At 66.8% G+C, this 23,507-nt stretch carries 19 protein-coding genes, 3 tRNA genes and 2 pseudogenes; 16 read left to right on the top strand and 8 right to left on the bottom strand.

Annotated features, from left to right (window positions below):
• Positions 1-26: 26 nt before the first annotated feature.
• Together serS and gatC are read right to left on the bottom strand one after the other, a co-directional pair.
• Positions 27-1,304, bottom strand: coding sequence for a serine--tRNA ligase (serS, locus tag DR_RS06580; protein ID WP_010887919.1), 1,278 nt, complete (start codon positions 1,302-1,304; stop codon positions 27-29).
• A 71-nt stretch (positions 1,305-1,375) separates the two neighbouring features.
• Positions 1,376-1,666 carry an Asp-tRNA(Asn)/Glu-tRNA(Gln) amidotransferase subunit GatC gene (gatC, locus tag DR_RS06575; protein WP_010887918.1) on the bottom strand — a complete coding sequence of 97 codons (291 nt, stop codon included), beginning with the start codon at positions 1,664-1,666 and terminating at the stop codon, positions 1,376-1,378.
• A 129-nt stretch (positions 1,667-1,795) separates the two neighbouring features.
• On the opposite strand from gatC, the gene ruvA reads away from it, so the two are divergent.
• The 6 genes and pseudogenes from ruvA to asnS all read left to right on the top strand — a co-directional run bounded on the left by ruvA (position 1,796) and on the right by asnS (position 6,583).
• Positions 1,796-2,401, top strand: a complete 606-nt coding sequence (ruvA, locus tag DR_RS06570; protein WP_010887917.1) for a Holliday junction branch migration protein RuvA — start codon at positions 1,796-1,798, stop codon at positions 2,399-2,401.
• Complete coding sequence (locus DR_RS06565) at positions 2,398-3,687, top strand: low temperature requirement protein A (RefSeq protein WP_010887916.1); 1,290 nt, start codon at positions 2,398-2,400, stop codon at positions 3,685-3,687. Before ruvA ends, DR_RS06565 begins: the two co-directional genes overlap by 4 nt.
• Before the next feature lie 2 nt (positions 3,688-3,689).
• Entirely contained in the window at positions 3,690-3,998 is a 309-nt protein-coding gene (locus DR_RS06560; RefSeq protein ID WP_010887915.1) for a hypothetical protein, read from the top strand.
• 84 nt (positions 3,999-4,082) lie between these two features.
• Positions 4,083-4,880, top strand: a complete 798-nt coding sequence (locus DR_RS06555; protein WP_010887914.1) for a nitroreductase family protein — start codon at positions 4,083-4,085, stop codon at positions 4,878-4,880.
• Positions 4,880-5,164, top strand: coding sequence for a hypothetical protein (locus tag DR_RS06550; RefSeq protein ID WP_027480194.1), 285 nt, complete (start codon positions 4,880-4,882; stop codon positions 5,162-5,164). Before DR_RS06555 ends, DR_RS06550 begins: the two co-directional genes overlap by 1 nt.
• A gap of 61 nt (positions 5,165-5,225) precedes the next feature.
• Positions 5,226-6,583 (top strand): annotated as a pseudogene (asnS, locus tag DR_RS06545) (asparagine--tRNA ligase).
• 68 nt (positions 6,584-6,651) lie between these two features.
• Here asnS and DR_RS06540 read toward each other — a convergent pair.
• The 4 genes from DR_RS06540 to proS all read right to left on the bottom strand — a co-directional run bounded on the left by DR_RS06540 (position 6,652) and on the right by proS (position 9,775).
• Positions 6,652-7,026: a hypothetical protein gene (locus DR_RS06540; RefSeq protein WP_010887912.1), complete on the bottom strand. Its 375-nt coding sequence runs from the start codon at positions 7,024-7,026 to the stop codon at positions 6,652-6,654.
• Positions 7,027-7,090: 64 nt separating this feature from the next.
• The gene (locus DR_RS06535) at positions 7,091-7,420 is read right to left on the bottom strand and encodes a DinB family protein (protein WP_164927962.1); all 330 of its coding nucleotides are present in this window, start codon (positions 7,418-7,420) and stop codon (positions 7,091-7,093) included.
• Between the two features lie 154 nt (positions 7,421-7,574).
• Positions 7,575-8,066, bottom strand: coding sequence for a tetratricopeptide repeat protein (locus DR_RS06530; protein WP_010887910.1), 492 nt, complete (start codon positions 8,064-8,066; stop codon positions 7,575-7,577).
• Between the two features lie 209 nt (positions 8,067-8,275).
• On the bottom strand, positions 8,276-9,775 hold the full coding sequence (proS, locus tag DR_RS06525) for a proline--tRNA ligase (protein ID WP_010887909.1): 1,500 nt from the start codon (positions 9,773-9,775) through the stop codon (positions 8,276-8,278).
• A gap of 321 nt (positions 9,776-10,096) precedes the next feature.
• Here proS and DR_RS06520 point away from each other — a divergent pair, with 321 nt between their 5' ends.
• The 8 genes from DR_RS06520 to DR_RS06485 all read left to right on the top strand — a co-directional run bounded on the left by DR_RS06520 (position 10,097) and on the right by DR_RS06485 (position 15,626).
• A complete protein-coding gene (locus DR_RS06520) occupies positions 10,097-10,903 on the top strand; it encodes a GNAT family N-acetyltransferase (RefSeq protein ID WP_010887908.1) in 807 nt (268 codons plus the stop codon).
• A 274-nt stretch (positions 10,904-11,177) separates the two neighbouring features.
• Positions 11,178-11,252, top strand: a tRNA-Asp gene (locus DR_RS06515).
• A gap of 421 nt (positions 11,253-11,673) precedes the next feature.
• Positions 11,674-11,758 (top strand) — tRNA-Tyr (locus DR_RS06510).
• Between the two features lie 157 nt (positions 11,759-11,915).
• Positions 11,916-12,055 (top strand) — tRNA-OTHER (locus DR_RS06505).
• Between the two features lie 46 nt (positions 12,056-12,101).
• Positions 12,102-12,581: an NADAR family protein gene (locus tag DR_RS06500; RefSeq protein WP_027480197.1), complete on the top strand. Its 480-nt coding sequence runs from the start codon at positions 12,102-12,104 to the stop codon at positions 12,579-12,581.
• 284 nt (positions 12,582-12,865) lie between these two features.
• Positions 12,866-14,461: an RNA-binding protein Rsr gene (gene rsr, locus DR_RS06495; RefSeq protein WP_010887905.1), complete on the top strand. Its 1,596-nt coding sequence runs from the start codon at positions 12,866-12,868 to the stop codon at positions 14,459-14,461.
• An 89-nt stretch (positions 14,462-14,550) separates the two neighbouring features.
• Positions 14,551-14,802: a DUF2171 domain-containing protein gene (locus tag DR_RS06490; protein WP_010887904.1), complete on the top strand. Its 252-nt coding sequence runs from the start codon at positions 14,551-14,553 to the stop codon at positions 14,800-14,802.
• Between the two features lie 89 nt (positions 14,803-14,891).
• A complete protein-coding gene (locus tag DR_RS06485; protein WP_010887903.1) occupies positions 14,892-15,626 on the top strand; it encodes a metallophosphoesterase family protein in 735 nt (244 codons plus the stop codon).
• Between the two features lie 417 nt (positions 15,627-16,043).
• Here the strand turns inward: DR_RS06485 and DR_RS17120 are convergent.
• Positions 16,044-20,484: pseudogene (locus DR_RS17120) on the bottom strand (SNF2-related protein).
• Positions 20,485-20,595: 111 nt separating this feature from the next.
• The gene (locus tag DR_RS06475; RefSeq protein ID WP_162177755.1) at positions 20,596-21,708 is read right to left on the bottom strand and encodes a PQQ-dependent sugar dehydrogenase; all 1,113 of its coding nucleotides are present in this window, start codon (positions 21,706-21,708) and stop codon (positions 20,596-20,598) included.
• A 118-nt stretch (positions 21,709-21,826) separates the two neighbouring features.
• Here DR_RS06475 and DR_RS06470 point away from each other — a divergent pair, with 118 nt between their 5' ends.
• A complete protein-coding gene (locus DR_RS06470) occupies positions 21,827-22,090 on the top strand; it encodes a hypothetical protein (RefSeq protein WP_010887899.1) in 264 nt (87 codons plus the stop codon).
• Positions 22,091-22,231: 141 nt separating this feature from the next.
• Positions 22,232-23,395, top strand: a complete 1,164-nt coding sequence (locus tag DR_RS06460; RefSeq protein WP_010887898.1) for an acyl-CoA dehydrogenase — start codon at positions 22,232-22,234, stop codon at positions 23,393-23,395.
• Positions 23,396-23,507: the final 112 nt, after the last annotated feature.

Genomic DNA, 23,507 nt, shown 5'->3' with positions numbered 1-23,507 from the left:
GGCCTTCTTTGTACTTCGGAGAGTGCTCAGCGCACCGGCTGGCCCAGCACTTCCCTGCCGCCGAGGTAAGGGCGCAGCGCGGCGGGCACGCGCACGGTGCCGTCAGCCTGCTGGTGGTTTTCGAGCAGCGGCACCAGAATGCGCGGGCTGGCGATGCCGGTGTTGTTGAGGGTGTGGGCGTAGAGCAGCTTGCCGTGCTCGTCGCGGTAGCGCAGGCCGGTGCGGCGGGCCTGCCAGTCGCCCAGGTACGAGCAGGAGTGGGTTTCGCGGTACTTCTGCTCGCTCGGCACCCAGGTTTCGATGTCGTACATCAGCACCTTGCCCGCGCCCATGTCGCCAGTGCAGTTCTGAATGACGCGGTAGGGCAGCTCCAGTGCCTGCAACAGCCCCTCGGCGTTGCTCAGCAGGCGCTCGAACCATTTCAGGCCCTCTTCCTGGTCGGCGCGGCACAGGACGTACTGCTCGACCTTGCGGAACTCGTGGACGCGAATCAGCCCGCGCACGTCGCGCCCGGCGCTCCCGGCCTCGCGGCGGAAGGCGGCGCTGAAACCCGCGAAGGTCAGCGGCAACTCGTCGGCGCTGAGCTGCTCGCCCGCGTAGAGGCTATTGATCGGCACCTCGGCGGTTCCAGCGAGCAGCAGTTCATCGCCTTCAAGCTTGTAGACCGATTCCTCGTCGCCGGGGAAATGGCCCGAGTTGACCAGCGTTTCGCGGCGGACGAGCGCCGTGGTCGAAAGTGGAGTAAAGCCGCGCTGCGACAGGAAATCGAGCGCGAACATCAGCACCGCCATTTCCAGCAGCGCCGCGTCGCCCTTGAGCAGGTAGCTGCGGCTGCCCGAGACGCGGGCGACACGCTCGAAGTCGGCCCAGCCCTGCTTTTCCAGAATCTCGACCTGGTCGAGCGGCGTGAAGTCGAACCCAGGCAGCTCGCCTTCGCGGCGCAGTTCCACGTTGTCGTCTTCGTCCTTGCCGACGGGCACGCCCGGCAGCGGAATGTTGGGCACGCGCAGCAGCAGTTGCTTCAGGGCGTCTTCCTGCTCGCGCAGTTGGGGCTCGAGCGCCTTGAGGTCTTCGCTCAGGTCCTTGCCCTTTTGAATCAGGCCGGGGCGGTCCTCGGGGCTGGCCTTGGGCACCAGCTTGGCGTTGGCATTGCGCTCGGTCTGCATGGCTTCCACGCGCTGCTTGAGCGCCACGAGGTCGCGGTCACGCTGCAACAGGTCATCCAGGTCAAGGGCCACGTTCTTGACGCGAATGGCCTCGCGCACGGCGTCGGGGTTCTCACGGATAAATTTCAGGTCCAGCATTCAGGCGTCTCCAACTTGGGGGTTCAGGGAGCTTGGGGGTTCGGGGTGCGACGGGGGTTGGGTGCAGGAAATTATTCGGTGTCCACCGTGCGCGGCACGCGGATAAAGCCGTCCTGGGTTTCGGGCGCCAGGGCCGACACCACGCCGGACGGAAACGTCTCGCCGGGAGCGTCGTCGCGCAGCACGTTGACCAGCGACACTGGGCGCTGCATTTCCTGCACGCCTTCGGTGGGCACCCGGCCCAGTTGCTCGAAGTAGCCCAGCATCCGGGTCAGGTCCTGCTGCATAGTCCGGCGCTCGGCGGGGGACAGTTCCAGCCGTGCGAGCGCCGTGAGGTGGTCGATTTGGGCCGCGTCAATCATGCGCCGGAGTATACGGGGCGAGCTGGGGCGCCCGCACGGTCCCCATTTATAAGGCCAACGACTACACGGCCCGCGCTTTGTCTCTGCCGCCAGATTTGCCTCCCCCGCCCGTACCCTAGACTTCCCGTGATGATTGCTTACTTGTCCGGCGTGGTGCGTGAAGTGCGTGAGGGAAGCGCCGTGGTCGTCGCGGGCGGCGTGGGCTACGAGGTGCAGTGCCCGGCGGGGATGCTGGCCCGGCTCAAGCCCGGCGAGGCCGCCGAGTTCTCCACCCGCTTCATCGTGCGCGAGGACGCCCAACTGCTGTTCGGCTTTCCCGACGCTGACCACCTCAAACTCTTTGACCTGCTCACCAGTGTGTCGGGTGTGGGGCCCAAGCTGGGGCTCGCGCTGCTCTCGGCCATGCCGGTGTCGGCCCTCGCGGCAGGGCTCATTGGCGGCGACGTGAAACTGCTCTCGAGCGTGAGCGGCGTGGGCAAAAAGACCGCCGAGCGCCTCGCGCTGGAGCTGAGCAGCAAGGTGCCCGAACACCTCGCGGCGGCGGCCAGCGGAGCGGCAGGCGGCAAACGCCCGGCGCGGGTCAGCAGCACGGCGGGCCACGACGCGGTGGACGCGCTGCTCGCGCTCGGCTTCCGCGAGGCGCAGGTGCGGGCGGCGGTGGCCGAACTGCTCGGCGCCGACCCCGAAGCGAGCGCCGACACCCTGATTCGTAAGGCCCTCGGGCGGCTGCGGTGACGGGAGGGCCGGAGGGCAAGCCCGACAACATCGCCCTGCAACAGCAAACGGTGGGCAACCACGCGCCGCGCGGCGACCAGCTGACCGGCACCCCCGCCAGCGAGGAACAGAAGGTCAGCTGGCTGGAACTGTTTTTCGACCTGATTTTCGTGGTGGCCTTCGACCAGCTCGCCAAGCGCCTCGGGGCGAACGCCAGCCTCGCCAACATCGGCATTTTTCTGCTGCTGTTCACGGCGGTGTGGTGGGCCTGGGCAAGCAACTCGACCTTCGCCGCCCGCTACGGCAACGAGCGGCGCGTCTACCGCTGGGACACGGTGGCCGAGCTGATTTCGGTGGCGCTGCTCGCGGTCATCATTCGCGGCGACCTCGAACAGACCGGCACCTACTTCGCCGTCGCCTTCGGCATCAACCGCCTGCTCAACGCCGGGCTGCACCGCTGGGCCGACCACAAGACGCCCGCCGACGTGACCTTTTCGCGGCGCACCTCGGCGGTGGTGGGCACGGCGGGGCTGCTGTGGCTGGGGTCGGCGCTGCTGCCGAGCGGCTCGGGGGCGCAGCTTGCCGTATGGGGGGCCGCGCTGCTGCTCGACGTGCTCCACCCGTTGCTCGGGCGCCGCGACGGTCAGCAGGTGCTGCCGCATCAAGGCCACCTCTCGGAGCGGGTGGGCCTGCTGCAAATCATCGCGCTGGGGGAAATCATCACCGAGGTCGTGAACGGGAGCCGCCAGCAGACCCTGGGCTGGACGACGTTGCTGCCAGCCTTTTTCTCGATTCTAGTCGCGGTGTCGCTGTGGCGGCTGTACTTCGACCAGGCGCGCGCGCTGCCGCTGTTGCAGGCACACACGCGCGGGCAGACCCTCGGCACGCTGCCGTGGTTTTACGGCCACCTGCCGCTGACCCTCAGCATCATCATGCTCAGCGTGGGGCTGGGCCAGGGCATCGGCAGCGGCACCGCTGAGGAAGTCGCCACCCAGCAGCAGTTCGTGGTCTGGCCGCTCGCCGGGGCGCTGCTGACCCTGGCCTTCCTGCGCGCCAACTCGCGCCGGGTGGCCGGTGAACGGGGCGCGGACCGCAGTCTGGTGGCCCTGCTGCTCGGCAGCGTCGCCTCCGCCGCGCTCGCCTTCGTGGACCTCGACACGCTGCAACTTCAGGGCCTCGTCGCCGCGCTCGCCGTCGGGCTGGCGTTCGTGGTCGCCACTGACCCCACCACCGCTTACCTCGGCAAAATCGAGGAAAAAATCAGCCAGCAACTCGAAGAGCGGGACGAAGCGCCCGCCGGGAGCTGAGCGTGGCGCCGCGTCACCTCGCGCTGCTGCTGAGTGCCGGGCTGCTGGCCTTGCTGCTCCTACTCGGGCTGTCGCTGCAACTCGGCTGGCGCCGGGACCTGGCCCGCTGGCCGCACCACGCGCTGTTTTTCGCGGTGTGCGCGGGCGTGCTGGTCGCGGGCCTGCTGGCGGGGCTGCGGGGGCTATGGCTGCTGCCCGCCCTGGCGCTGCTGCTGACCATGCCGCGCACCAAACCGGGCCGGGCGAACCACTGGCAGCGGGCCCTTCTCTGCGCGGCGGCCTTCGGGCTGGGGGTGTGGGGAGCCTGGTAAATCAGTGCCCGCGTCATTCATGCTGCCGGTCCCGTTTCAGCAACGGGGCGTTCTTTTGGCCCCTGCGCGCTAGGCTGCCCCCCGATGGAACTGATTGAAGGCATGTTGAACCGGCGCACCACCAACGGGCCTTTTCGGCCTGACCCGGTGAGCCGTGAGCACCAGCACCTGCTGATGCGGGTCGCGCAGGCGGCGCCGAGCCACTTCAACTCGCAGCCGTGGCGCTTCGTGCTGATCGAAGACCCCGGGACGATTGCGCGGGTCGCCGACCTCTCGGGCCAGAGCATGACCGAGCTGATCGAGGCGGGCGTATTTTTTGAGCGCTACCGCCGCTATTTCCGCTTTACCGAAGCCGAGATGGACGAGCGGCGCGACGGGATTCACATCGACCGGCTGCCTGGGCCGCTCAAGCCCTTTACCCGGCAGGTCTTCAGTGACGCGGGCCTCAAGCTGATGCGGCAGCTCGGCGTGCCCAAAAAACTCGGCGAGGACAACCGCAAGCTGGTGGCCGGCAGCCCGCTGCTGCTCGCCGCATTGCTCGACAAATCCGAGTACCGCCCCGGCGAACTCAGCGGTTTTTACTCGGTGTTCGGCCTCGGCGCCGCCATCGAGAACATCTGGAACACGGTGGGCACGCTCGGCATGGGCATTCAGTTCGTCAGCACACCGATGGAGATTCCCCGGCAGTGGCAGGCGATTCAGGAGCTGCTCAAGGTGCCGGACGACCTCGAACTGATGGCCGTCTACCGCCTCGGCTACCTGCCGGAAGAAACGGCGCGGCCTTCCATTGACTGGAGCAGCCGCCACCGCAAGCGGCTGGAGCAGTTCGTGTTCCGGGAAACCTGCGACCGGCCTGAATACGAGAAGCCCACACAGGACTGATGCGCCGCTCCGGGGGCACGGGTCACGCGGGCGCCTGGGCCCTTGCCGCGCTGCTCTGCCTCGGGCTGCTACTCCTGGCCGAATTCGCCGCCGCGCAACGTGGTCCCTGCGTCCGGGTGCCAGAGACGTCGGCTTATGCCCTCGCACTGGTGGCGATTGCGGCCTTCGTTTTCAGCTCGGTGCCGCGTCCGGGGAGTTTCGGGCGCACGCTGGCCCAGGTGCTGGCGTTCGGCGGCCTGCTGGCGGCGGGGGCGGCGTGGGGGTTGCCGCCCTTTTTTTGCTGAGGCGGCTCAGGCAGCGGGAGCGCTGGGCCTTTTCGCCCCTCCTCTGCCATACTTTCCCCCAATGACTGCTTCATCCCCAGTGACCCGTTCGAGTATTCAAGACCTGAAACAGCACATCGGGCAGTCCGTCGAGGTGCTGGCCTGGCTGCAAGACAAGTCCGGCAAGGGCAAGATTCAATTTCTCAAGCTGCGCGACGGCTCGGGCTTCGTGCAGGGCACCGTGTTCAAGGGCGACGTGGCCGAGGACGTGTTCGAGGCCGCCAAGCGCCTGACCCAGGAACAGGCCGTGCGCGTGACCGGCGAAGTCCGCGCCGACGAGCGGGCTCCCGGCGGCGTGGAACTCAGCGTGCGTGACCTCAGCGTCATTTCCGAAAACGTGGGCGAGTACCCGATCACGCCCAAGGAGCACGGCATCGAGTTCCTGATGGACCACCGCCACCTCTGGCTGCGCCACCGCCGCCCCTGGGCCATCATGCGGGTGCGCGACTGCGTGCAGCGCGGCATCGTCGAGTTTTTCCACGGCGAGGGCTTCGTGCGCTTCGACGCGCCGTTCTTCACGCCCAACGCCGCTGAAGGCACCACCGAACTTTTTGAAATCGATCTCTTCGGCGAGGACAAGGCGTACCTCTCGCAGACCGGGCAACTGCACGCCGAGGCGGGCGCCTTCGCCTTCGGCAAGGTCTACACTTCGGCCCCACCTTCCGCGCCGAGAAGTCCAAGACGCGGCGTCACCTGCTCGAATTCTGGATGGTCGAGCCCGAAGTCGCGCCGAGCAGCCACGCCGAGAACATGGCKCTGCAAGAGCGCATGGTGAGCCACCTCGCCCGCAAAGTCCTGAGCGAGTGCGCCGCCGAACTCGAGATGCTGGGCCGCGACGTAAGCAAGCTCGYTGGGGCCGCCGAGGGGAACTACCCCCGCGTGACCTACACCGAGGCGCTGGAGATCATTCGGCAGCACATCGAGGACAAGGACCTGCCGCCCAACGTGCAGGAGGACGTGCAGCCCGTCGAGTGGGGCGACGACCTCGGGGCGCCGCACGAAACGATTCTGGGCCACCACTTCGACCGTCCGGTGATGGTCGAGAAGTACCCGGCGGCCATCAAGGCGTTCTACATGCAGCCCGACCCCGAAGACCCCCGCGTGGCCCTGTGCGACGACATGATTGCGCCCGAAGGCTACGGCGAAATTATCGGCGGCTCGGAGCGTATTCACGACTACGAGCTGCTCAAGTCGCGCATCGAAGAGCAGGGACTGCCGCTCGAAGCCTTCGACTGGTACCTCGACCTGCGGCGGGTGGGCAGCATGCCGCACGCGGGCTACGGCATGGGCCTGGAGCGCTTCATCGCCTGGATGACCGGCATCGACCACATCCGTGAGGCGATTCCCTTTCCCCGGATGCTGACGCGCATGAAGCCCTAAGGGACGCAGAGAAAACCAAAAGAGGGGGAAGGCGGCATGGCCCTCCCCCTCTTTTTGTGGTGCAGCGCTTATTTCTTCTGTTCAGGCGGACGGCGAATGGCCGCGAACAACAGCGCGAACAGGATGACGGTGAAGAGATAGCTGATAAGCGAGCCTGCCGGCGACAGCACCGGGTTGAGCGCGTCGGAGGAGAATTTGTAGATGGCGTAGGGCACCGCCCAGCCGAGGGCGTAAAGCGCAGCGCGGCGCAGGTAGTCGGAGGTCATGGCGGCCTGCGGGAACATCCGCAGCGGGAGGGCCATAGCCGGGAGAATCAGGAGCTGCACGAGGTAAAACCAGATGGGCAGGCGCTCGAAACCGTGATCGAGGCCCGCGAACAGGACGTTGACCAACGCGATCAACAGCCCCGTCACGACAGCGGAACGAACAAACACAGGATTCATCGCCCGCCATCATCTCACACGAACCGCGCGGCGTTTCTGTTCAGGCGCAGGATTCGGGCTCCCATCAGCTCGCCGAGTCTCCGCCCCCGAGCAGGCGCCGCAGCAGCGCCAGTTGCCCGGTGTGATAAGCCGCGTGGTCGGCGGCCAGCAGCAACTCACGCAGCACGGTCTGGGACTTGCCGGGGGCGACGGGGGCCAGGAGGTCGGCCTGGTCGAGCACCTTCAGCACCTCGGCGCGGTCCGCCTGAACGGCCTCGACCTGGGCCTGCCAGTCTTCCGCCGTCGCCGCCTGGGTGTGCGGCCAGTAATCGGCGGGCCAGTTCGGTTCCGTGTAGTTTTTCTCCCGCACAAAATTGAGCAGGTCGCGCTGGGTAAAGCGCAGGTGCCACAGCACTCGTAGGCCGAGTACGGCAGCTCGCCGACGCGCTCGTTGCGGCGCTCGATGGGAAAGCCGCGCRCACGTCATCAAGGGTGGCGTGCGCCTGAGGCTCGGTGAGCAGGGCGCGCAGGTGCTCGCGCAGGGCGTGGTCATCGGACATGGCCCGACTCTACGCCGGCTCGGTCAACAGTCGCGCATAGTTCGTCACCGAGCGCTGATAACGTGGCAGATGCGGCGCGAGGGCGGTCAACACGGTCGCTACCGCTTCCCGTTCGCGGCCAGTATCCACCAGCATCAGGGCCAGAAAGGCGCTCAGGGCGTCGCTCAGTTCATCCGGGCCGCGTTGTTGCTCGGCTTCCAGCAAGGCCAGTCCCCTCTCCACCTGCCCCACATTCCGCAGCGAACTGGCGAGCTGAATGACGGCCCGCCTGCGCCGAACGCCGCTGAGGCCGGCGGCAAGGGCTTGCTCATAGAGCTGAACTGCTTCGGCCTCCCTGCCGACCGAATCCCGCGCCCCAGCTCGCTCGAACAGCGCCACACTTTCGGTGGGAGCCTGAGCAGCCAGGGCGTCCATGCGGGCTACGAAGTCGGCGGCGGGGAGAGTGTCCAACTGCTCCCAGAGCGAGGCCAGGCGCTCCTCCCAGGTGACCATTTCTGTCATAGGCCCCACGCCACGCTAGCGCCCAAACCAACACGGCACATCGGCTCTATGGCCTAAAAAACCGCCCCAAGCCGAAGCTGGGGCGGAGTTCGCGTTCTTTAGAGCATTTGACGTAACAAAGACCCCTCACCCCTGCCTTTGGCAGGCCCTCTCCCCTTGGTAGAGGGTCAAACAGTGCAAAGCCATTGTTTGGTCAAATGCTCTGGCGCTCAATACTGACGCCCGAACAGCACCCGCTTGCCATACGCGCTCGGCTGGCCGCACTTCACGCACTGACCCTCGCCGCGCTCGGCAAAGAACTCGGCGTCGTCGAAGGGCACATTGCGGGCGGTCGCCTTGGTGTCTTCCTTGATGCTCTTTTCGCACGCCGGCTCGCCGCAGTGGTAAGCGCGGACCCAGTGACCGGCCTCGATTTCGCGCTGGAAGGCGTCGTAGCTGTCCACTTCGGCGGTGTTCGCCAGCAGGAAATCCGTCGCCCGCTTCATCAGGAAGTCGTGGATGGTGTCCAGACGGGCGCTCATGCCGCTGACCGCTTCGGCGCGCGGCAGGGTTTCTTTGTCCTCGCTGTGGCGGTTCTTGACGACCAGCACACCGCTTTCCAGATCGCGCGGGCCGAGTTCGATGCGCACCGGCACGCCCTTGAGTTCCCAGTCGTTGTACTTGAAACCGTTGGTCACGCCGTCGCGCCCGTCCACCTTGACGCGCAGGCCCTGGGCGCGCAGCTCGGCGGCCAGTTTCTCGCCTTCCTGCACCATCTGGTCGAAGTTGTCCTTGCGGCCCACCGGAATCACAACCACCTGAATGGGCGCGATGCGGGGCGGCATCATCAGCCCGGAGTCGTCGCCGTGGGTCATGATGATGGCCCCGATGATGCGGCTGGAGATGGCCCAGGAGGTCGTGTGCGCGAATTCCTCTTTCTGTTCGCGGGTCTGGTACTTCACATCGAAGGCCCGGCTGAAGTTCTGGCCGAGGTAGTGCGAGGTGCCCGATTGCAGCGCCTTGCCGTCGCGCATCATGCCCTCGATGGAGTAGGTGGCGACCGCCCCGGCAAAGCGCTCGGAGGCGGTTTTTTCGCCGCGCACCACCGGCAGGGCCAGCACGTCGCGGCAGAACTCGTGGTACAGGTCGAGTTGCTGGCGCACTTCGGCGCGGGCCTCGGCCTCGTCGGCGTGGGCGGTGTGGCCCTCGTGCCAGAAAAACTCGGAGGTGCGGAGAAACGCCTTGGTCCGCAGCTCGGCGCGAAACACGCTGCCCCACTGGTAGTGCAGGAAGGGCAGGTCGCGGTAGGAGTTGAGCCAGCCGCTCCACATGTGCCCGATGATCGTCTCGGAGGTCGGGCGCATCACGTAGGGCTCGGCCAGTTCCTCGGTGCCGATCTTGTTCACCGTGAACAGCTCGGGCGCGAAGCCCTCGACGTGGTCGGCCTCCTTCATGATGAAGTTCATGGGAATGAGGGTCGGGAAGATCAGCGATTCGTGCCCGCTCGCCTTGAAGCGGTCGTCGAGCCAGCGCTGAATGTTTTCCCACAGCGCCGAGCCGTAGGGCCGCACGACCATCGCGCCCGCCACCGGCGAGTTGTCGGCGAGGTCGGCCTTTTTGACCACTTCGTTGTACCAGTCGTTGAAATCTACGCTCTGGGGGGTGACGCCGTACTGCTGCGCCTTCTTGTCCTGGCCCTGGTTGTCTTTCTTGCCGCCATCTTTCGTCATCGCTGATTAGGATAGCCCGGACAGAGCGCTGCGGCTCAGCCGCCTGGCCTAAGCGTTCGTGCCTGTCACCAAAGCCGCAACCGTCGCTCCTGAGCACGACCTCGTGCGAGATGCGCGAAGCCAGCCCAGTCGCTAAGCCAAGCTGCTTACGCCTGTTTACGGCTCCGCCCGCTCTCCTGCCCTCATCTCAAGCTGACCCCAGCACAAGGAGGGCCCATATGCCCCAGCACCCCGCATTTTTTCTGTTGTCCACCCTTCTCCGGGCTGCCCGTCGCGGTTGAATCCCGCGTGCCTGTGGCCCGGCCCTGACTTGAGGTCACCTTGAACAGCTTTACCGTTGAACGCGCCACTGACAGCACCCTGCCGGACGCCTACGCCCTGCACCCTGACCGCGCCGACGCCGAGCAGCGCCTGGCCCAGTTCCGGGAACGAATGGCGGCGGGCCAAGCGAGACCCGAACAGTTCGTCCTTCTGCGCTCAGAACGCGGCGTGGAAGGGGTGGTTCTCATCGCCCAGAACCCGCAGGTGCCACTGATTCCTCGTGCACGGGCCGACACCCCAGGCGTGGGCCTGACACAGTTTTTCGCCTTCCTGCACGAGGTTGCGCCGGAGCGGACGCTGCTGCTCGACAGCAGCCTGACCCAGCTGAACACCGCCCCAGTGCTGTCCGCAGGCTGGACCCTGGACGACGAACAGGTCATGTACGAAACCGACCTGACCGTCCGGCCCTGGGCCCTCGCCCCGAATGTCCTAGAAGGCGGCGCCGAACTGCTGGAACCTCCCAAGATGGCCGTGCTGCTGGCCGAACTCGGTCAGGCGGACTGGGAGACGGACCCGGACTGGCTCGTCGTGGCCCTGCCGAACGAGAACGGCGAGCCCGTGGCGCTGGGAGCCGTCGGCCCGAGCGGACGCCCCGGCTGGGCCAGCATCAACATGCTTGGCGTGCGCGAGTCGGAGCGTGGCCAGGGCCTCGGCACCCGGCTGCACGCGCACCTGCTTGCCCGCGCCGCCGAGCGGTTCACGCACCACGCGGGCCGGACGGAGGCCAGCAATCACGCGATGCGGCGGATTTTCGAGCGCAACGCGAGCGAGCCCAGGGCACAGCAGCTGTACTTCAGGAGTCTTTGAGGCTGTTCCATACCATTGTTTGAAGCTCCCCGGCTTGAAACAGGATGACCTGCGCTTCCGGGAAGACCCCCTCCGCCGTTTGGCCTACCCCCAATCTGCGCCAGATGGCGAGTGTACGCCGCCGCTCCCGCTTGGTAATCTCTGTGCCAGGTGAGCGCACTCGCCTCGCCACAAGCCCGGCTGGGCCGAAGAATCTGGATTATTTACTTTCCCAGTAGAACAAAACATTCCAGGTTCATCCCTTGCCCAGCCCTTCCCCTTTTCGCCCTCTTACGGTTTCATCGTCCAGCGGCCAGGATGCCCCGTTGTCTGCGGGAGGACGCGGGTTCGAGTCCCGCTGGGACCGCCAGATTTGGCTCTGGGCCGAAGTGGTCACGGTTACTTCTCCAACCTCAATGGGCGGAAGCGGTGCAAGCCGTTCCGGGTTCGATTCCCGGCATGAAGTGGCCCGTCCGTGACCCGAACCCTTGTCCAGAGCACTATGCAGGTTTCTTCTAGTCAGCAAGATGCCCGGCAACCGTCGGGAGACCCCGGTGCAATTCCGGTGAACCTGCTCCACCCTCCGGTCCAAGACGCAGAGAAACACGGCACAGAGCTGTGTCCGTGTCAGTTCAACGCTGGCTCGGAGTTTCACGTGGTGGGCGCTTTCGATCCCTTGCCATGCCTTGCCCAGCTGGGCCGAAGCGTAAGGGTTATTTGGCGAAACTTGGTTCGATTCCAGGCGCCCACCCCACCCCAGTCGCGTCCGGCGACTCTAAACCCGGACACGAGGATGGGCGGCGACGCGGGAGAGTCGCACCCGGCTGTAAACCGGACGCTCAAGCTGAGTCAGTTCGAATCTGACCCCATCCACCAGTCCTGCACGCGGGTAGTTTAAGAGCAAAATATCCAAGGCGAAAGCCTTTCCCTGGGCAATCCCTTGCCCGGCTGCGGGCCGAACGCCGAGGGTTACCTGTCACGTGGAAGATGCGGGTGCAAGTCCCGCCCCGCGATGAGGACGACACACAACATGGGGACAGTGGCGGAGCTGGCCGAACGCAAATGTGCCCGTCAGGGCGTTTCCCTGCCGCCCCCTTGCCCAGATTGGGCCGACAGGTCAGGGTTATTTCCATTCGTCGCAAGACTTCGCGGGTTCGAATCCCGCCTGTCCCCACCCCTTTTTGCTTCCCATAAATCCAGATTCGAGGAGCGCAGCGCCATGACACAGAAAACCGAATACCTGTTTTTCTACCGCACGGCGCATCCGTTCTCCAATTTTCATCCGTCGCCGTTCAGCGCCAGTGGGCGGCAATTTCACACCGCCGAGCAGTACATCATGCACCGCAAGGCCGAGGAATTCGGCGACCACGCCAGCGCCAAGGCCATTTTGCAGGCGCGCACGCCCGCCGAATGCAAGGCGCTCGGACGCCGGGTGCAGGGCTTCAGCGAAAGCCACTGGGCGCAGGTGCGCGGGCAAGTGGCCTTCGACGCCGCGTGGCACAAGTTTCGCAGCAGCCGCAGACTCCGCGAGTTTTTGTTGGACACCGGAGAGTTGATTCTAGTCGAGGCCGCACCCAATGACCGCATCTGGGGCATCGGCTACAGCGAACAGGACGCCTGGGAACACCGCGACCAGTGGGGCGAGAACCTGCTGGGACAGGCACTGATGCAGGTGCGCGAGCGGTTGCGCGACGAGTAACGCCTGATTTCCTCAACTTTCTCGGCACGTTCTGGAACGAAAGCTCAGCGTACAGAGTACGTCAAACGGCCCCTTGCGCTCCTCACCTCCGTAAGCCGAATGCCGAGGGTGGGGTTTGAGTCCCACCCGTCCCACTAGACGCCGCGAGCGTCATCCACGGGTTCCGTCTGTTGCGTCAGCCCACCCGAACACCACCGGTTTGCCGACTTTACGTCCGGAACCCATTCCCCCTACTCACATCCGCTCGAATTGAATCACATCGCCCACGACAAGGAGGGCCGACCATGAAGAACTTGCTCCGTGCCATCAACCCCCTGAACCGCCCCCAGACCGAGCGCCTCGACGAGCGCCAGGTCAGGAACAACGCGGGCGGCTTCGTGTACACCGTCAGCGACGAGTCTCGCCTGACCCGGTTTCTGGTGCTGGGCGTGGACGGCGGCACCTTCTACGCCTCCGCGCAGAAACACACCGTGCAGGCCACCGACTTCGTGCGCGAGCTGGTACAGCGTGACGCGGCCCTCGCCCTGCGCGTCACGCTGGACGTGGTGCGCGGCCAGCGGGCGCCGAAGGCCGACCCCGCGCTGCTGGTGCTGGCGCTGATTGCCAAGACCGCGCCGAACGCGGCGGACCGCAAGGCCGCCTGGGACGCGCTGCCTGAGGTCGCCCGCACCGGCACGATGCTGCTGCACTTTCTGGCCTTTGCCGACGCGCTCGGGGGCTGGGGCCGCCTGACGCGCCGGGGCGTGGCGAACGTGTACGAAACGGCGGACGTGGACAAGCTGGCGCTGTGGGCCGTGAAGTACAAGGCCCGCGACGGCTGGTCCCAGGCCGACGCGCTGCGTAAGGCCCACCCCAAGACCGACGACGCGGCCCGCAACGCGGTGCTGAAGTTCATGGTGGACGGCGTGCTGCCCAAAGTGGACTCCCCCGCCCTGCGTGTCATCGAAGGCCACCTCAAGGCGACGGAAGCGCAGACCGACGCCGCAGCCGCCGCGCTGATGCAGGAGTACCGCCTCCCGCTGGAAGCCGTACCGACACACGTTCGCGGGGCCGAGGTGTACCGCGCCGCCATGCAGACCAACGGCCTAACCTGGCTGCTGCGCAACCTCGGCAACCTGGGCCGGGTGGGGGTGCTGACGCCCAACGACAGCGCCACCGTGCAGGCCGTCATAGAGCGTCTGACCGACCCCGCCGCGCTCAAGCGGGGCCGCATCCACCCGCTCGACGCGCTCAAGGCCCGCCTGGTCTACGCGCAGGGCCAGGGCGTGCGCGGCAAGGGCACCTGGCTGCCGGTGCCGCGCGTGGTGGACGCGCTGGAAGAGGCGTTTACCCTCGCTTTCGGCAACGTGCAGCCGGCGAACACCCGGCACCTGCTGGCGCTCGACGTGTCGGGCAGCATGACCTGTGGTGACGTGGCGGGCGTCCCTGGCCTGACCCCCAACATGGCCGCCGCCGCGATGAGCCTGATTGCCCTGCGCACTGAGCCCGACGCGCTGACGATGGGCTTTGCCGAGCAGTTTCGGCCCCTCGGCATCACGCCGCGCGACACGCTGGAAAGCGCCATGCAAAAGGCGCAGTCCATGAGCTTCGGCGGCACCGACTGCGCCCAGCCGATACTGTGGGCGGCTCAGGAACGGCTGGACGTGGACACCTTCGTCGTCTACACCGACAACGAAACGTGGGCTGGTCAGGTTCACCCGACGGTAGCCCTCGACCAGTACGCGCAGAAGATGGGCCGGGCACCCAAGCTGATCGTCGTCGGCCTGACCGCCACCGAATTCAGCATCGCGGACCCGCAGCGCCGGGACATGCTCGACGTGGTGGGCTTCGACGCGGCGGCGCCGAACGTGATGACGGCTTTTGCGCGGGGCGAGGTTTGAGACCTGCCCTGGGAGCCACGCACCATCTCTAACGACGCCTTGATGTTGCTATCACGCCGGGGCTGCTGACGGGACTTAGGGTAACTTCCATGACGAACGACATCAGTGGACGCATTGCCGAAGACCTCAAGAACCGTCTGGCCCAGGAAGGCGAGCACCTGCAAGTGAAGGACAAGGATGGCGAGCACGTCGGCACCGTGGACCACTTCGACGGCAACCAGCTCAAGCTGACCCGCGACGACAGCACCGACGGCCAGCACCACTACGTCGCCCTCTCGCAAGTCGAGAGCATGGACAATGTGGCCGTGTACCTCAACGTCTCGCGCAACGACATCAAGTAAAGCTTTTCAACATCGGAGCGGCGAGGGGAATTCCCTTCGCCGCTTTTTTGTGATGCTTATAGCCAGCGGCCATGCTCTAGCCTGCGGACATGAGAGTCGCAGTCATCACCGACAGTCACGGCAACGCCTACGCGCTGGAGGCCACCTTGCGCGAGGTGCACGCCGCCGCGCCGGACCTGATTGTCAATCTGGGTGACCAGATCGAAGGCTGCGCCGACCCCGCCCGCGCCGCCGCCTTGCAAGCTGACCTCGGCGCCCTGGAAGTGCGGGGCAACAACGAGGAAAAACTGTGGCCGGATGGCCGCCGCACCCCGCTGGCTCAGGAGGTGGGCGCGTGGCTCGCCGCACAGGTCTCCCCTGCTGACCGCGAACGCCTCGCCGCGCTGCCGCTGACCGCCCGAGTGGAGGGGCTGTTCGCCTGTCACGGCACCCCGGAAAGTGCCTGGGACAGCCTGCTGTGGGTCTGGGACGCTGCGGGCGGCTTTTACCGCAGCCGTGACCCGCGCGAACTGCGGCGCATGGTCGAGCCGCTGGGCGCTGAGGTCGTCGTGTGCGGTCATACCCACCGCGCCGGGGCCACCCGCGTGGGCGACACTCTGGTCGTCAACTGCGGCGCCATCAGCGATCAGGTGGATGGTGATCCGCGTGCCCGCTGGACATTGCTGGAACGGCGGGGCGGGGGCTGGAACGTGGAGTTTCACAACGTGGCTTACGACATTGCTGGAGCCGTCGCCTGGGCGCGGGCGCACTCGCCGTTCGGAGACTTTGAGGCGCACCTGTTGGAGAGTGGGGAGATGACGGGGCGGGGGACGGGGGGCATTTAGCGTGGTGGGAAGGGCGAAGAAGCTTAGAGCATTTGACAGAAGGATCTGGTCTGTCTTTGACCCTCTACCTTAATGGGAGAGGGCCTTGCGAGGCAAGGGGTGAGGGTGTCTTTTTCTGTCAAATGCTTTAGGCCTTAGCTTTTGACCCCAACCCCAAACCCCTATCCCCACAGGGGACAGGGGCTTTGACGCTGGCGCTGTGCAAATGGCGGTGATGTCACTGGTTTTATCGGGTTTCTCGGTTGCACAGGCGGTCTGGACGGCTAGATGTTCCAAGTCGTGTCAGGCCCGTGCGCTTTCAGCGCCCGACGGCCCTGGCGTTCTGCGTTTCTCTATCTGGCGGCGAGGTACTTTGATCAAGGCTGGCGCAGAGGCTTTTGCTGACTCACTTCCCTGGTAAAAGTCAGACTTTCCCGCCTACGAGGCCACCACCTCGGGTTCCTCTTCCAGTTCCAGCGGGGCGAAGAGGCGGTCGAGGTCCTGCACGGTGAGCTGGGTGGCGTCGGTCAGGCCGCCGTCGAGGACGCCCCGTGCCAGCGCCGCTTTGCGCGCCTGCAAGTCGAGGATGCGCTCCTCGACGCTGCCTGCTGCGATCAGCTTGTAGACGAAGACCGGCTTGTCCTGCCCGATGCGGTAGGCGCGGTCGGTGGCCTGGTCCTCGGCGGCGGGGTTCCACCAGGGGTCGTAGTGGATGACCGTGTCGGCGGCGGTCAGGTTCAGGCCCACGCCCCCGGCCTTGAGGGTGATGAGGAAAACGTGGGTTTCGCCCGCCTGGAAAGCGTCGATCTGTTTCTGGCGGTCCTTGGTCTGCCCAGTGATCTTGGAATACGGGATGCCTTCGCGTTTCAGGAATTCTTCGAGGTGCCCGAGCAGCGTGGCGAAACCCGAGAAAATGAGAACCCGGCGGCCTTCTTCCACCATCTGCGGGAGGTTGGTTTCCAGCCAGTCGAGCTTGGCGTTGCCCTGGACTTCCCGCGCCGCTTCGAGCTTGACCAAGCGGGGGTCGGTGACGGCCTGCCGCAACTTGAGCAGGGCGTCGAGAATGGCAATTGTGGAGCGCGCCAGCCCCCGCGCCGCGAGTTCTTCACGCACCCGGCTTTGCATGGTCACGCGCACCGTTTCGTAGAGGTCGCGCTGGTCGCCTTCGAGCGTGACCCGCACCGGAATCTCGGTTTTGGGCGGGAGTTCGCGGGCCACATCGCGTTTCTCCCGGCGCAGGATGAAGGGGCGTACGCGGGCGGAGAGCGCCGCCTGCCGCGCCGTGTCGCCGCGCTTTTCGATGGGCGTGCGGTAGAGCTTCTGAAAGGTTTTTTCGTCGTGCAGCAGCCCCGGCGCCAGAAAATTGAACTGCGACCACAGCTCGCCGAGGTGGTTTTCCAGCGGGGTGCCGGTCAGCGCCAGTCGGTGCCGGGCGCCGAGACTGCCCGCCGCCTTGGCCGCCGCCGTCTTGTTGTTCTTGATGTTTTGTGCCTCGTCGAGAATCACGAGGTGGTACTCGTGCTGGCGCAGCTCGTCGATGTCGCGGGGCAGCAGCGGGTAGGTCGTGAGCACCACGTCGGCGTGCGGAATCTTCTCGAAGTCGGCGTGCCGGTCCTTGCCGTGCAGCACCAGCACCTTGAGGTCGGGCGTGAAACGGGCCGCCTCCGCCTGCCAGTTGCCGATGACCGAGGTCGGCGCGATGACGAGGGAGGGGCGGTCGGCGCGGCCCTCTTCCTTTTCCTTGAGGAGGTGGGCGAGGGTTTGCAGCGTGTTGTGGGTGACGATGTACCCCTCGGTGACATAGAGATGGTCGGGCGCGTCCACCGCGATGCACTGCGCGGGCTTGTGGCCGACCCACTCGATAGACTTGATACCCCGCGTGGGCGGGTACTTGGTCGGGCGACGGTAGGCGGCTCGCTTGGCCGCGAGGCGGAAGGGCTCCAGCTCCGGCGGAAGTTTGAGGGTGGCGCGCCAGGCCAGGCCCGTTTTCTTCTCGCCGCCGTAGGTGTGAGACGTCGCTTTTTGGCGAATGCGGGCCACCCCGCCCAGCGACTGCACCAGTTCCACCACGCCCCGTGCCAGATGCTCCGAGACGCTGACGTATTCCACGACGACGCCCGCGTGACCATCAGTGTCGAGGAGTCCTTGCAGCACTGCCAGCCGGCTGCGCGGGGCTTCCCAGCAGGTAATCCGGGGGAATGAATTTGTAGCGCCCGCTCTTGCCATGCAGCCCCAGCCCACGTAGGGCGTCCTTAAGCGGGTTGGGCGTCCACTGACCTGCCGTGACCAGCCGCGAGGTGCTGACGGTGGGCGTCAGGCGCGTGCCCAGGCGAGCTTCCACCCCAGCGGGCAGCGGCAGCGCCGACACCAATTCGTCCTCGCTGGTGATTTCGACGCCGTGAACAAAGCAGCCGTCTCCCAGCAGCGCCCCCAGCGTGTAGGGGTCGAGGGGCAGGTCGCGCCCGGCAAACTGCACCGGCTCCACCAGCGGCAGGTAGTGCTTGAGGTTGCCCGCCGCGTCCTGCAAGTCGGCGGCGATTTCAGCGGTGGTCAGCGTGCGCTCGGGCAGGCCACGTTTCTTACGCACGGGGGTATTGACGTTCCAGAGGTGCTCAGCGTCCGCTTCCACGCTCGCGCCATCGGTCAGGGTCACGCGGTAGATGGGCCGCTCGCCCTGCGGGTACACCCCGACAATCTGCGTCGGTTGCCCGTTGCGCCCGATAACGTAATCGCCGACCTGCAACTCGCCCATAGTGCGCCAGCCCAGCGGAGTGAGCACTTTGGCGTCGAGCGGCTGCGCCTTGCCCAGCCCCATGTCGTCGGCCAGAATGCCGCCCAGCTCGTACTCGCGCAGGAATTGCAGCCAGGCGAGGCCCTGCACCTGATAAGGCCGCATCTCGGCGTGCAACCCGGCGGGCGGCTCGACTTCCTGAATGCCGCCGAAATCGCGCAGGCGTTTGCCGAGTTCGAGGAGTTTTTCCGCGCCCACCCAGCGGGCCCGCACCGCGCTTTCGAGTTCGGCGAGACGGGCGGCGTCAAGCAGCGGCAGCCGCAGCGGCCCAGGCGGCAGCTCGCGCAGGTGCAGCTCGACGAGCACGCCCAGGATGGACCGGACCCGGCCTGCGGGGAGCGGCACCTTGCGCCCGTCATCCAGAGCCGCAAAAATTAGTTCGTCGTCGTCGAGTTCGGCCAGGGCGCCGGGGGTAAACAGCTCGGGCTGCGCGGCGATCAGGTTCGCCAGCACCGGCAGCAGGCTGATGCGCTGCCCATCCACCACGATGCCGAGGTCGAGGGTGAACCAGCCGCCACCCTCCTGCGCCTCGCCATACCAGTCGTCCACCTCGGCGAAGTGCAGCGGGAAATCGGGGTGAATAACGAGTTCGAGGCCCTGCTCTGCCAGATTTTCGCGGCCCACCCGCATGAACTCCAGCCACGCTTCGTCAGCGCCCAGGGTGAAGAGGTCATGGACCGCCTCGGGAAAGTGGTACTCGGGAAAGGCGAGTTCCAGCGGCACGAAGCCCGCCTCCCGAAAGGCCGTCTCAGCACGTTTCTCGGCGGCGCGGTTGCGCGGCACCTCGATGACCGTTTGCCCACTGAGGACCGTCGCCACCTTGCCCGACAGCGGCCCGCGCAGCTCGTGGCCGCCGTAGGCCGGGCGCAGTTCGGCCACCGCGAAGGTCTCGGTGTGGCCCGAACGGTCCCAGAGGTCCTGATAGGCCACGGTGCGCCCGCTGAGGTGCAGCCGGGGCGTGTAGGGCAGCTTTTCGCGGCGGCTGCTCACGGTGTGCGGCGCGGGCACCGGCAGCGCGGCGGCGGTCATCGCCTGGGCCAGCGCGGGGGCCTGAGCAGGCGGCACGCTGGGGCCGGTCAGGAAACGGGCGAGCAGGTCAGGCGGGCCGGGCACGTCCACCGGGCCGAGGGTCAGCGCGTTTGGGTCCACCGCCCAGGGGCGCCCAAGGGGCAGCACGACCCAGGGGGCCTGTTCGGAGGACGCGGGCTCGGTGGCAGGCGGCCCATCGCCTTCGTGCTCGCCGCTCGCCGGAAGGTCCAGCTCCAGCGCGGGGGTCTGATGCCCGCTCTCATCGGTGTGCCAGCCGGGGCGGCCCGGCACCGGGGCGGCGCGGGTCAGCGGGGCGGTCACGTCGTTCCAGCACAGCCGCCCGGTGTCGAGCAGCGTGCCGATGAGCAGGCTGGTCGCCGGGTGGTCCACCAGCGCGTAGAGCTGTTCGTTCCAGCGGCCCGAAACATGCGCCGGGCGGGTCGCCACCGTCAGCAGTTCCAGGGCGTCGGCGTCGCGCTGCACGAAACTGGGCCAGGTGCCGAGCTTGCGCGCCAGCGGGTAGGCCTCGGCGGCGCTGAGGTTGGGCACGCCGCCTTTCATCGGCACGCGCTGCACATCGAGCACGGCGCGGCGGGTTTGCCCCGGCAGGCCGCCYTGAATGCTGACCGGCTGCACCCGCAGCACGTAGCGCAGTTCGTACTGCCGCCCACGCCCGCTGCCGGTGTCGGGCTCGCTCTCGAAGCCCACCAGCCACTGCTTGAGCCGGGGGTCGAGCGCCTCGGTGACCGGCGCGGCGGGCCCATCTGCCGTGAGGGGGGCCGGGCCGTCGGGCGGGTCGGTGGAGAGCACCAGCGCGGCCACGTGGCGGCAGCGGTAGCGCCCGCAGGTGCACGACGAGTCGAGCAGTTGCGGCTCGGGCGGCGCGCTCAGCTCGGCGTTGGCCTGAAAATGCTGCCCGCCGTCGGCGACGGTGGCGCTCGCCCGCCAGCCGCGCCCGGTCCAGGCCGTCTGGATGTCCTGCACCGCTTCGCTCCGCAGCGCCAGGGCCTGCGCCGCCGTGTCGAGGGCAAAACCGTGGGGAAGGCGGCTGAGTTTCAAGACCTCACCCGCGCCCGTAAGCGGCTGTTTTCCTGCATGACGGCAATAAACACATCCCGCAGTCTAGCGCGCTTTTGCCTGCCTGAGCGTGGTGAGCGGCTCCCTCAGCCCTCAGCGCCCCACGTACTGAATGCGCCAGAGCCGCCCCGCGCTGTCGTCGGTGAGCAGCAGCGCCCCGTCAGGCATCACCTGAAGGTCCACCGGGCGCCCGAGTACGTCCTGGCCGCTGAGAAAGCCGGTCAGGAAATCGCTCACCCGGCCCGTTTTGGGGTCAACGGAGATGACCTTGTACCCACTTTTTTGCGAGCGGTTCCAACTGCCGTGCAGCCCGACGAAGAGTTGGCCCCGGTAGCTCGCCGGGAAAGTTTTGCCGGTATAGAACGCCATGCCGAGCGGCGCCGAGTGCGCGGTGGTCAGCGCGAAGGCGGGGGTGGCGGCGCGGCAGGTCGCGGCATTTTTCTTGCCGAAATCGCGGTCCCAGACCTGCGGCTGCCCGGCCTTGACCGTGTAGCAGTAGGGCCAGCCGAAAAACGCCCCCGACCTGAGTTGGTAAAACCCCTCGGGCGGCAGGTCGTCGCCGAGTTCGTCGCGGCCATTGTTGGTGGCGTAGAGGGTCCCACCGAACCACTCCAGCCCCACCGCGTTGCGCAGGCCGGTGGCGTAGGGCTTGCCGTTTTTGCCGTCGGCGTCGTAGACCCACACGGCGGCGCGGCGCTTGTCACTTTCCTCGCAGACGTTGCAGGAACTCCCGGCAGAGACATACATCTTGCCGTCGGGCCCGAAGACCACCGTGCGCGTCCAGTGTCCGCCCCCCGGCAGACTCAGCAGCTTTTCGGCCGGTCCGCTCGCCTTCTGGTCGCCGGCTTTGTAGGGAAAGCGCACCACGCCGTCGGTGTTGGCGACGTAGAGATACCCGCCGTGAAACGCCAGCCCGTGCGGGCGGTTGAGGCCCGAGGCGTAGACCACCTGTCGGTCGGCGGCCCCATCGTGGTTGCGGTCGAGAACGACGACCACCGTGCCCGCCTGCGGGTCGCTCACGAACAGGTCGCCCGAGGGCGAAAGCGCCATGAAGCGCGGCTGCTTGAACCCGCTGGAGTAGAGGCTCACCTTGAACCCGGCGGGGGGCCGGAGCTGCGGCACGGGGCCGCCCTGCGCCTGCGCCGCGCCCAGGAGTCCGAGTACCGTCGCCAGCGCCGTCAGTCCCGCCGCACCGATTCGTTTCATCATGCCCCAGCCCAGCACGGCGGGGTGAGACGCAGGCCCCGGAGCGCTCAAGGCCAGCTTCACGCCCCGGCTTGAGCCCACCACCGCTTGCCCGGCCCGGCTGCTCTACCCTGACCCCATGAAGTTGCCTGCCCGTGTCCGCGTGTCCCGCCCTCCCCTGCCGCTCGCCCCGGCACTCGCGCAGGCCGCCGCCCGGCTGTGCCCGCAGGCGCCCGCCGAGCTGACGGCTGCGGCCCTCGCCATCGCGGGCGGCTCGGTCATCGGCGCTCAGCTCCATTGGGACGGCGGCGAGGCGCAAAGCATCGAACCGGCGTGGCGCGGGCGCGGCATTGAGGAAGCGCTGGCCGAGATATTGAATCCCCCAGTCAACCAGAGCATTTGACAAAAAGAGGGCACCACTTTTTGGCGAGCGGAGCGAGTGCAAAACGAGGAGCAGGACGGAGAATGGAGCGGGTGGCGGTGCCCTTCCGACGCACGCGTAATTCGGAGAACTGCTCTAACGCCCGTTTGGTAGCCTGACCCCATGACCGACAACGGAATGAGCTTTGCGCCCAGCAGCGAGCAGCGCATGATTTTGCAGCACGTCCGCGATTTTTGCCGGGCCGAGATTGCGCCGCGCGCCGCCGAGTACGACCGCAGCGGCGAGTACCCCCGCGAGCAACTGCGCGGACTGGCCGAACTCGGCCTGCTGGGCGCCACCGTGCCCGAGGAATGGGGCGGCGCGGGCCTGGACTCGGTGACCTACGCGCTGTGCCTGGAAGAAATCGCCGCCGCCGACTCCAGCGTGGCCGTTATCGTCAGCGTGCAAAACGGCCTGCCCGAGCAGATGATCCTGAACTACGGCACGGACGCGCAGCGCGAAAAGTACCTGCGCCCGCTGGCGAGCGGCGAACACATCGGCGCGTTTTGCCTCACTGAAGCCCACGCGGGCAGCGACGCCGCCAGCCTGCGCCTGAAGGCCGAGCGCGACGGCGACGACTGGGTACTGAACGGGGCCAAAGCCTGGATCACCAGCGGCAACCACGCCGACACCTTCCTCGTCATGGCACGAACCGGCGGCCCTGGCGCGCGCGGCGTGAGCTGTTTCATTGTGGAAAGGGGCACGCCCGGCCTGAGCAGCGGCAAGCCCGAGCACAAGATGGGCCAGCACGCCGCGCAAACGACCACCGTGTCCTTCGACAACGTGCGGGTGCCCCACGCCAATCTGGTCGGCGAGGAAGGCCAGGGCCTCATCATCGCGCTCTCCAGCCTCGATTCGGGCCGCATCGGCATCGGGATGCTCGGCCTCGGCATCGCCCGCTCGGCGCTCGAACATGCCGCCGCCTACGCCAACGAGCGCGAGCAGTTCGGCAAGAAAATCCGCGAGTTCGAGGGGGTGTCGTTCAAGATTGCCCGGATGGCCGCCCGCATCGAAAGCGCCCGGCTGGTCGGCCTGAAAGCCGCGTGGCTCAAGGACCAGGGCCAGCCCTTTTCCAAAGAAGCGAGCATCGCCAAACTGCTCGGCAGCGAGGCCGCCGTGGACGTGACGAGAGATGCCGTGCAGATTTTTGGCGGCAACGGCTACAGCGCCGAGTACCCGGTGGAAAAGCTCTACCGCGATGCCAAAATCACCGAAATCTACGAGGGCACCTCCGAGATTCAGCAGCTCGTCATCAGCCGGGCGGTGTTCGCGGAACTGGAAAAGTAAAGCGTCTGAGGCTTTTTGACCCTCTCCACTGGCGGGAGAGGGCCTTTGCGTATGCAAAGGGGTGAGGGGGCGTCCAGATCAGCGAAAACGAAACCTCCCCAAGTAGACCTGA

The sequence above is a fragment of the Deinococcus radiodurans R1 = ATCC 13939 = DSM 20539 genome, assembly GCF_000008565.1.
GTDB classification, from domain to species: Bacteria; Deinococcota; Deinococci; order Deinococcales; family Deinococcaceae; genus Deinococcus; species Deinococcus radiodurans.
Note: the sequence above shows the minus strand (reverse complement) of the source record. Positions and strands in the feature narration are given on the sequence as shown.

What these genes read in the sequence shown, in the direction of transcription:
- serS (WP_010887919.1), bottom strand. Translation starts at nt 1,304, where the DNA reads ATGCTGGACCTGAAATTTATCCGTGAGAACCCCGACGCCGTGCGCGAG.
- gatC (WP_010887918.1), bottom strand. Translation starts at nt 1,666, where the DNA reads ATGATTGACGCGGCCCAAATCGACCACCTCACGGCGCTCGCACGGCTG.
- ruvA (WP_010887917.1), top strand. Translation starts at nt 1,796, where the DNA reads ATGATTGCTTACTTGTCCGGCGTGGTGCGTGAAGTGCGTGAGGGAAGC.
- DR_RS06555 (WP_010887914.1), top strand. Translation starts at nt 4,083, where the DNA reads ATGGAACTGATTGAAGGCATGTTGAACCGGCGCACCACCAACGGGCCT.
- DR_RS06550 (WP_027480194.1), top strand. Translation starts at nt 4,880, where the DNA reads ATGCGCCGCTCCGGGGGCACGGGTCACGCGGGCGCCTGGGCCCTTGCC.
- DR_RS06540 (WP_010887912.1), bottom strand. Translation starts at nt 7,026, where the DNA reads ATGAATCCTGTGTTTGTTCGTTCCGCTGTCGTGACGGGGCTGTTGATC.
- DR_RS06530 (WP_010887910.1), bottom strand. Translation starts at nt 8,066, where the DNA reads ATGACAGAAATGGTCACCTGGGAGGAGCGCCTGGCCTCGCTCTGGGAG.
- proS (WP_010887909.1), bottom strand. Translation starts at nt 9,775, where the DNA reads ATGACGAAAGATGGCGGCAAGAAAGACAACCAGGGCCAGGACAAGAAG.
- DR_RS06500 (WP_027480197.1), top strand. Translation starts at nt 12,102, where the DNA reads ATGACACAGAAAACCGAATACCTGTTTTTCTACCGCACGGCGCATCCG.
- rsr (WP_010887905.1), top strand. Translation starts at nt 12,866, where the DNA reads ATGAAGAACTTGCTCCGTGCCATCAACCCCCTGAACCGCCCCCAGACC.
- DR_RS06490 (WP_010887904.1), top strand. Translation starts at nt 14,551, where the DNA reads ATGACGAACGACATCAGTGGACGCATTGCCGAAGACCTCAAGAACCGT.
- DR_RS06485 (WP_010887903.1), top strand. Translation starts at nt 14,892, where the DNA reads ATGAGAGTCGCAGTCATCACCGACAGTCACGGCAACGCCTACGCGCTG.
- DR_RS06475 (WP_162177755.1), bottom strand. Translation starts at nt 21,708, where the DNA reads ATGAAACGAATCGGTGCGGCGGGACTGACGGCGCTGGCGACGGTACTC.
- DR_RS06470 (WP_010887899.1), top strand. Translation starts at nt 21,827, where the DNA reads ATGAAGTTGCCTGCCCGTGTCCGCGTGTCCCGCCCTCCCCTGCCGCTC.
- DR_RS06460 (WP_010887898.1), top strand. Translation starts at nt 22,232, where the DNA reads ATGACCGACAACGGAATGAGCTTTGCGCCCAGCAGCGAGCAGCGCATG.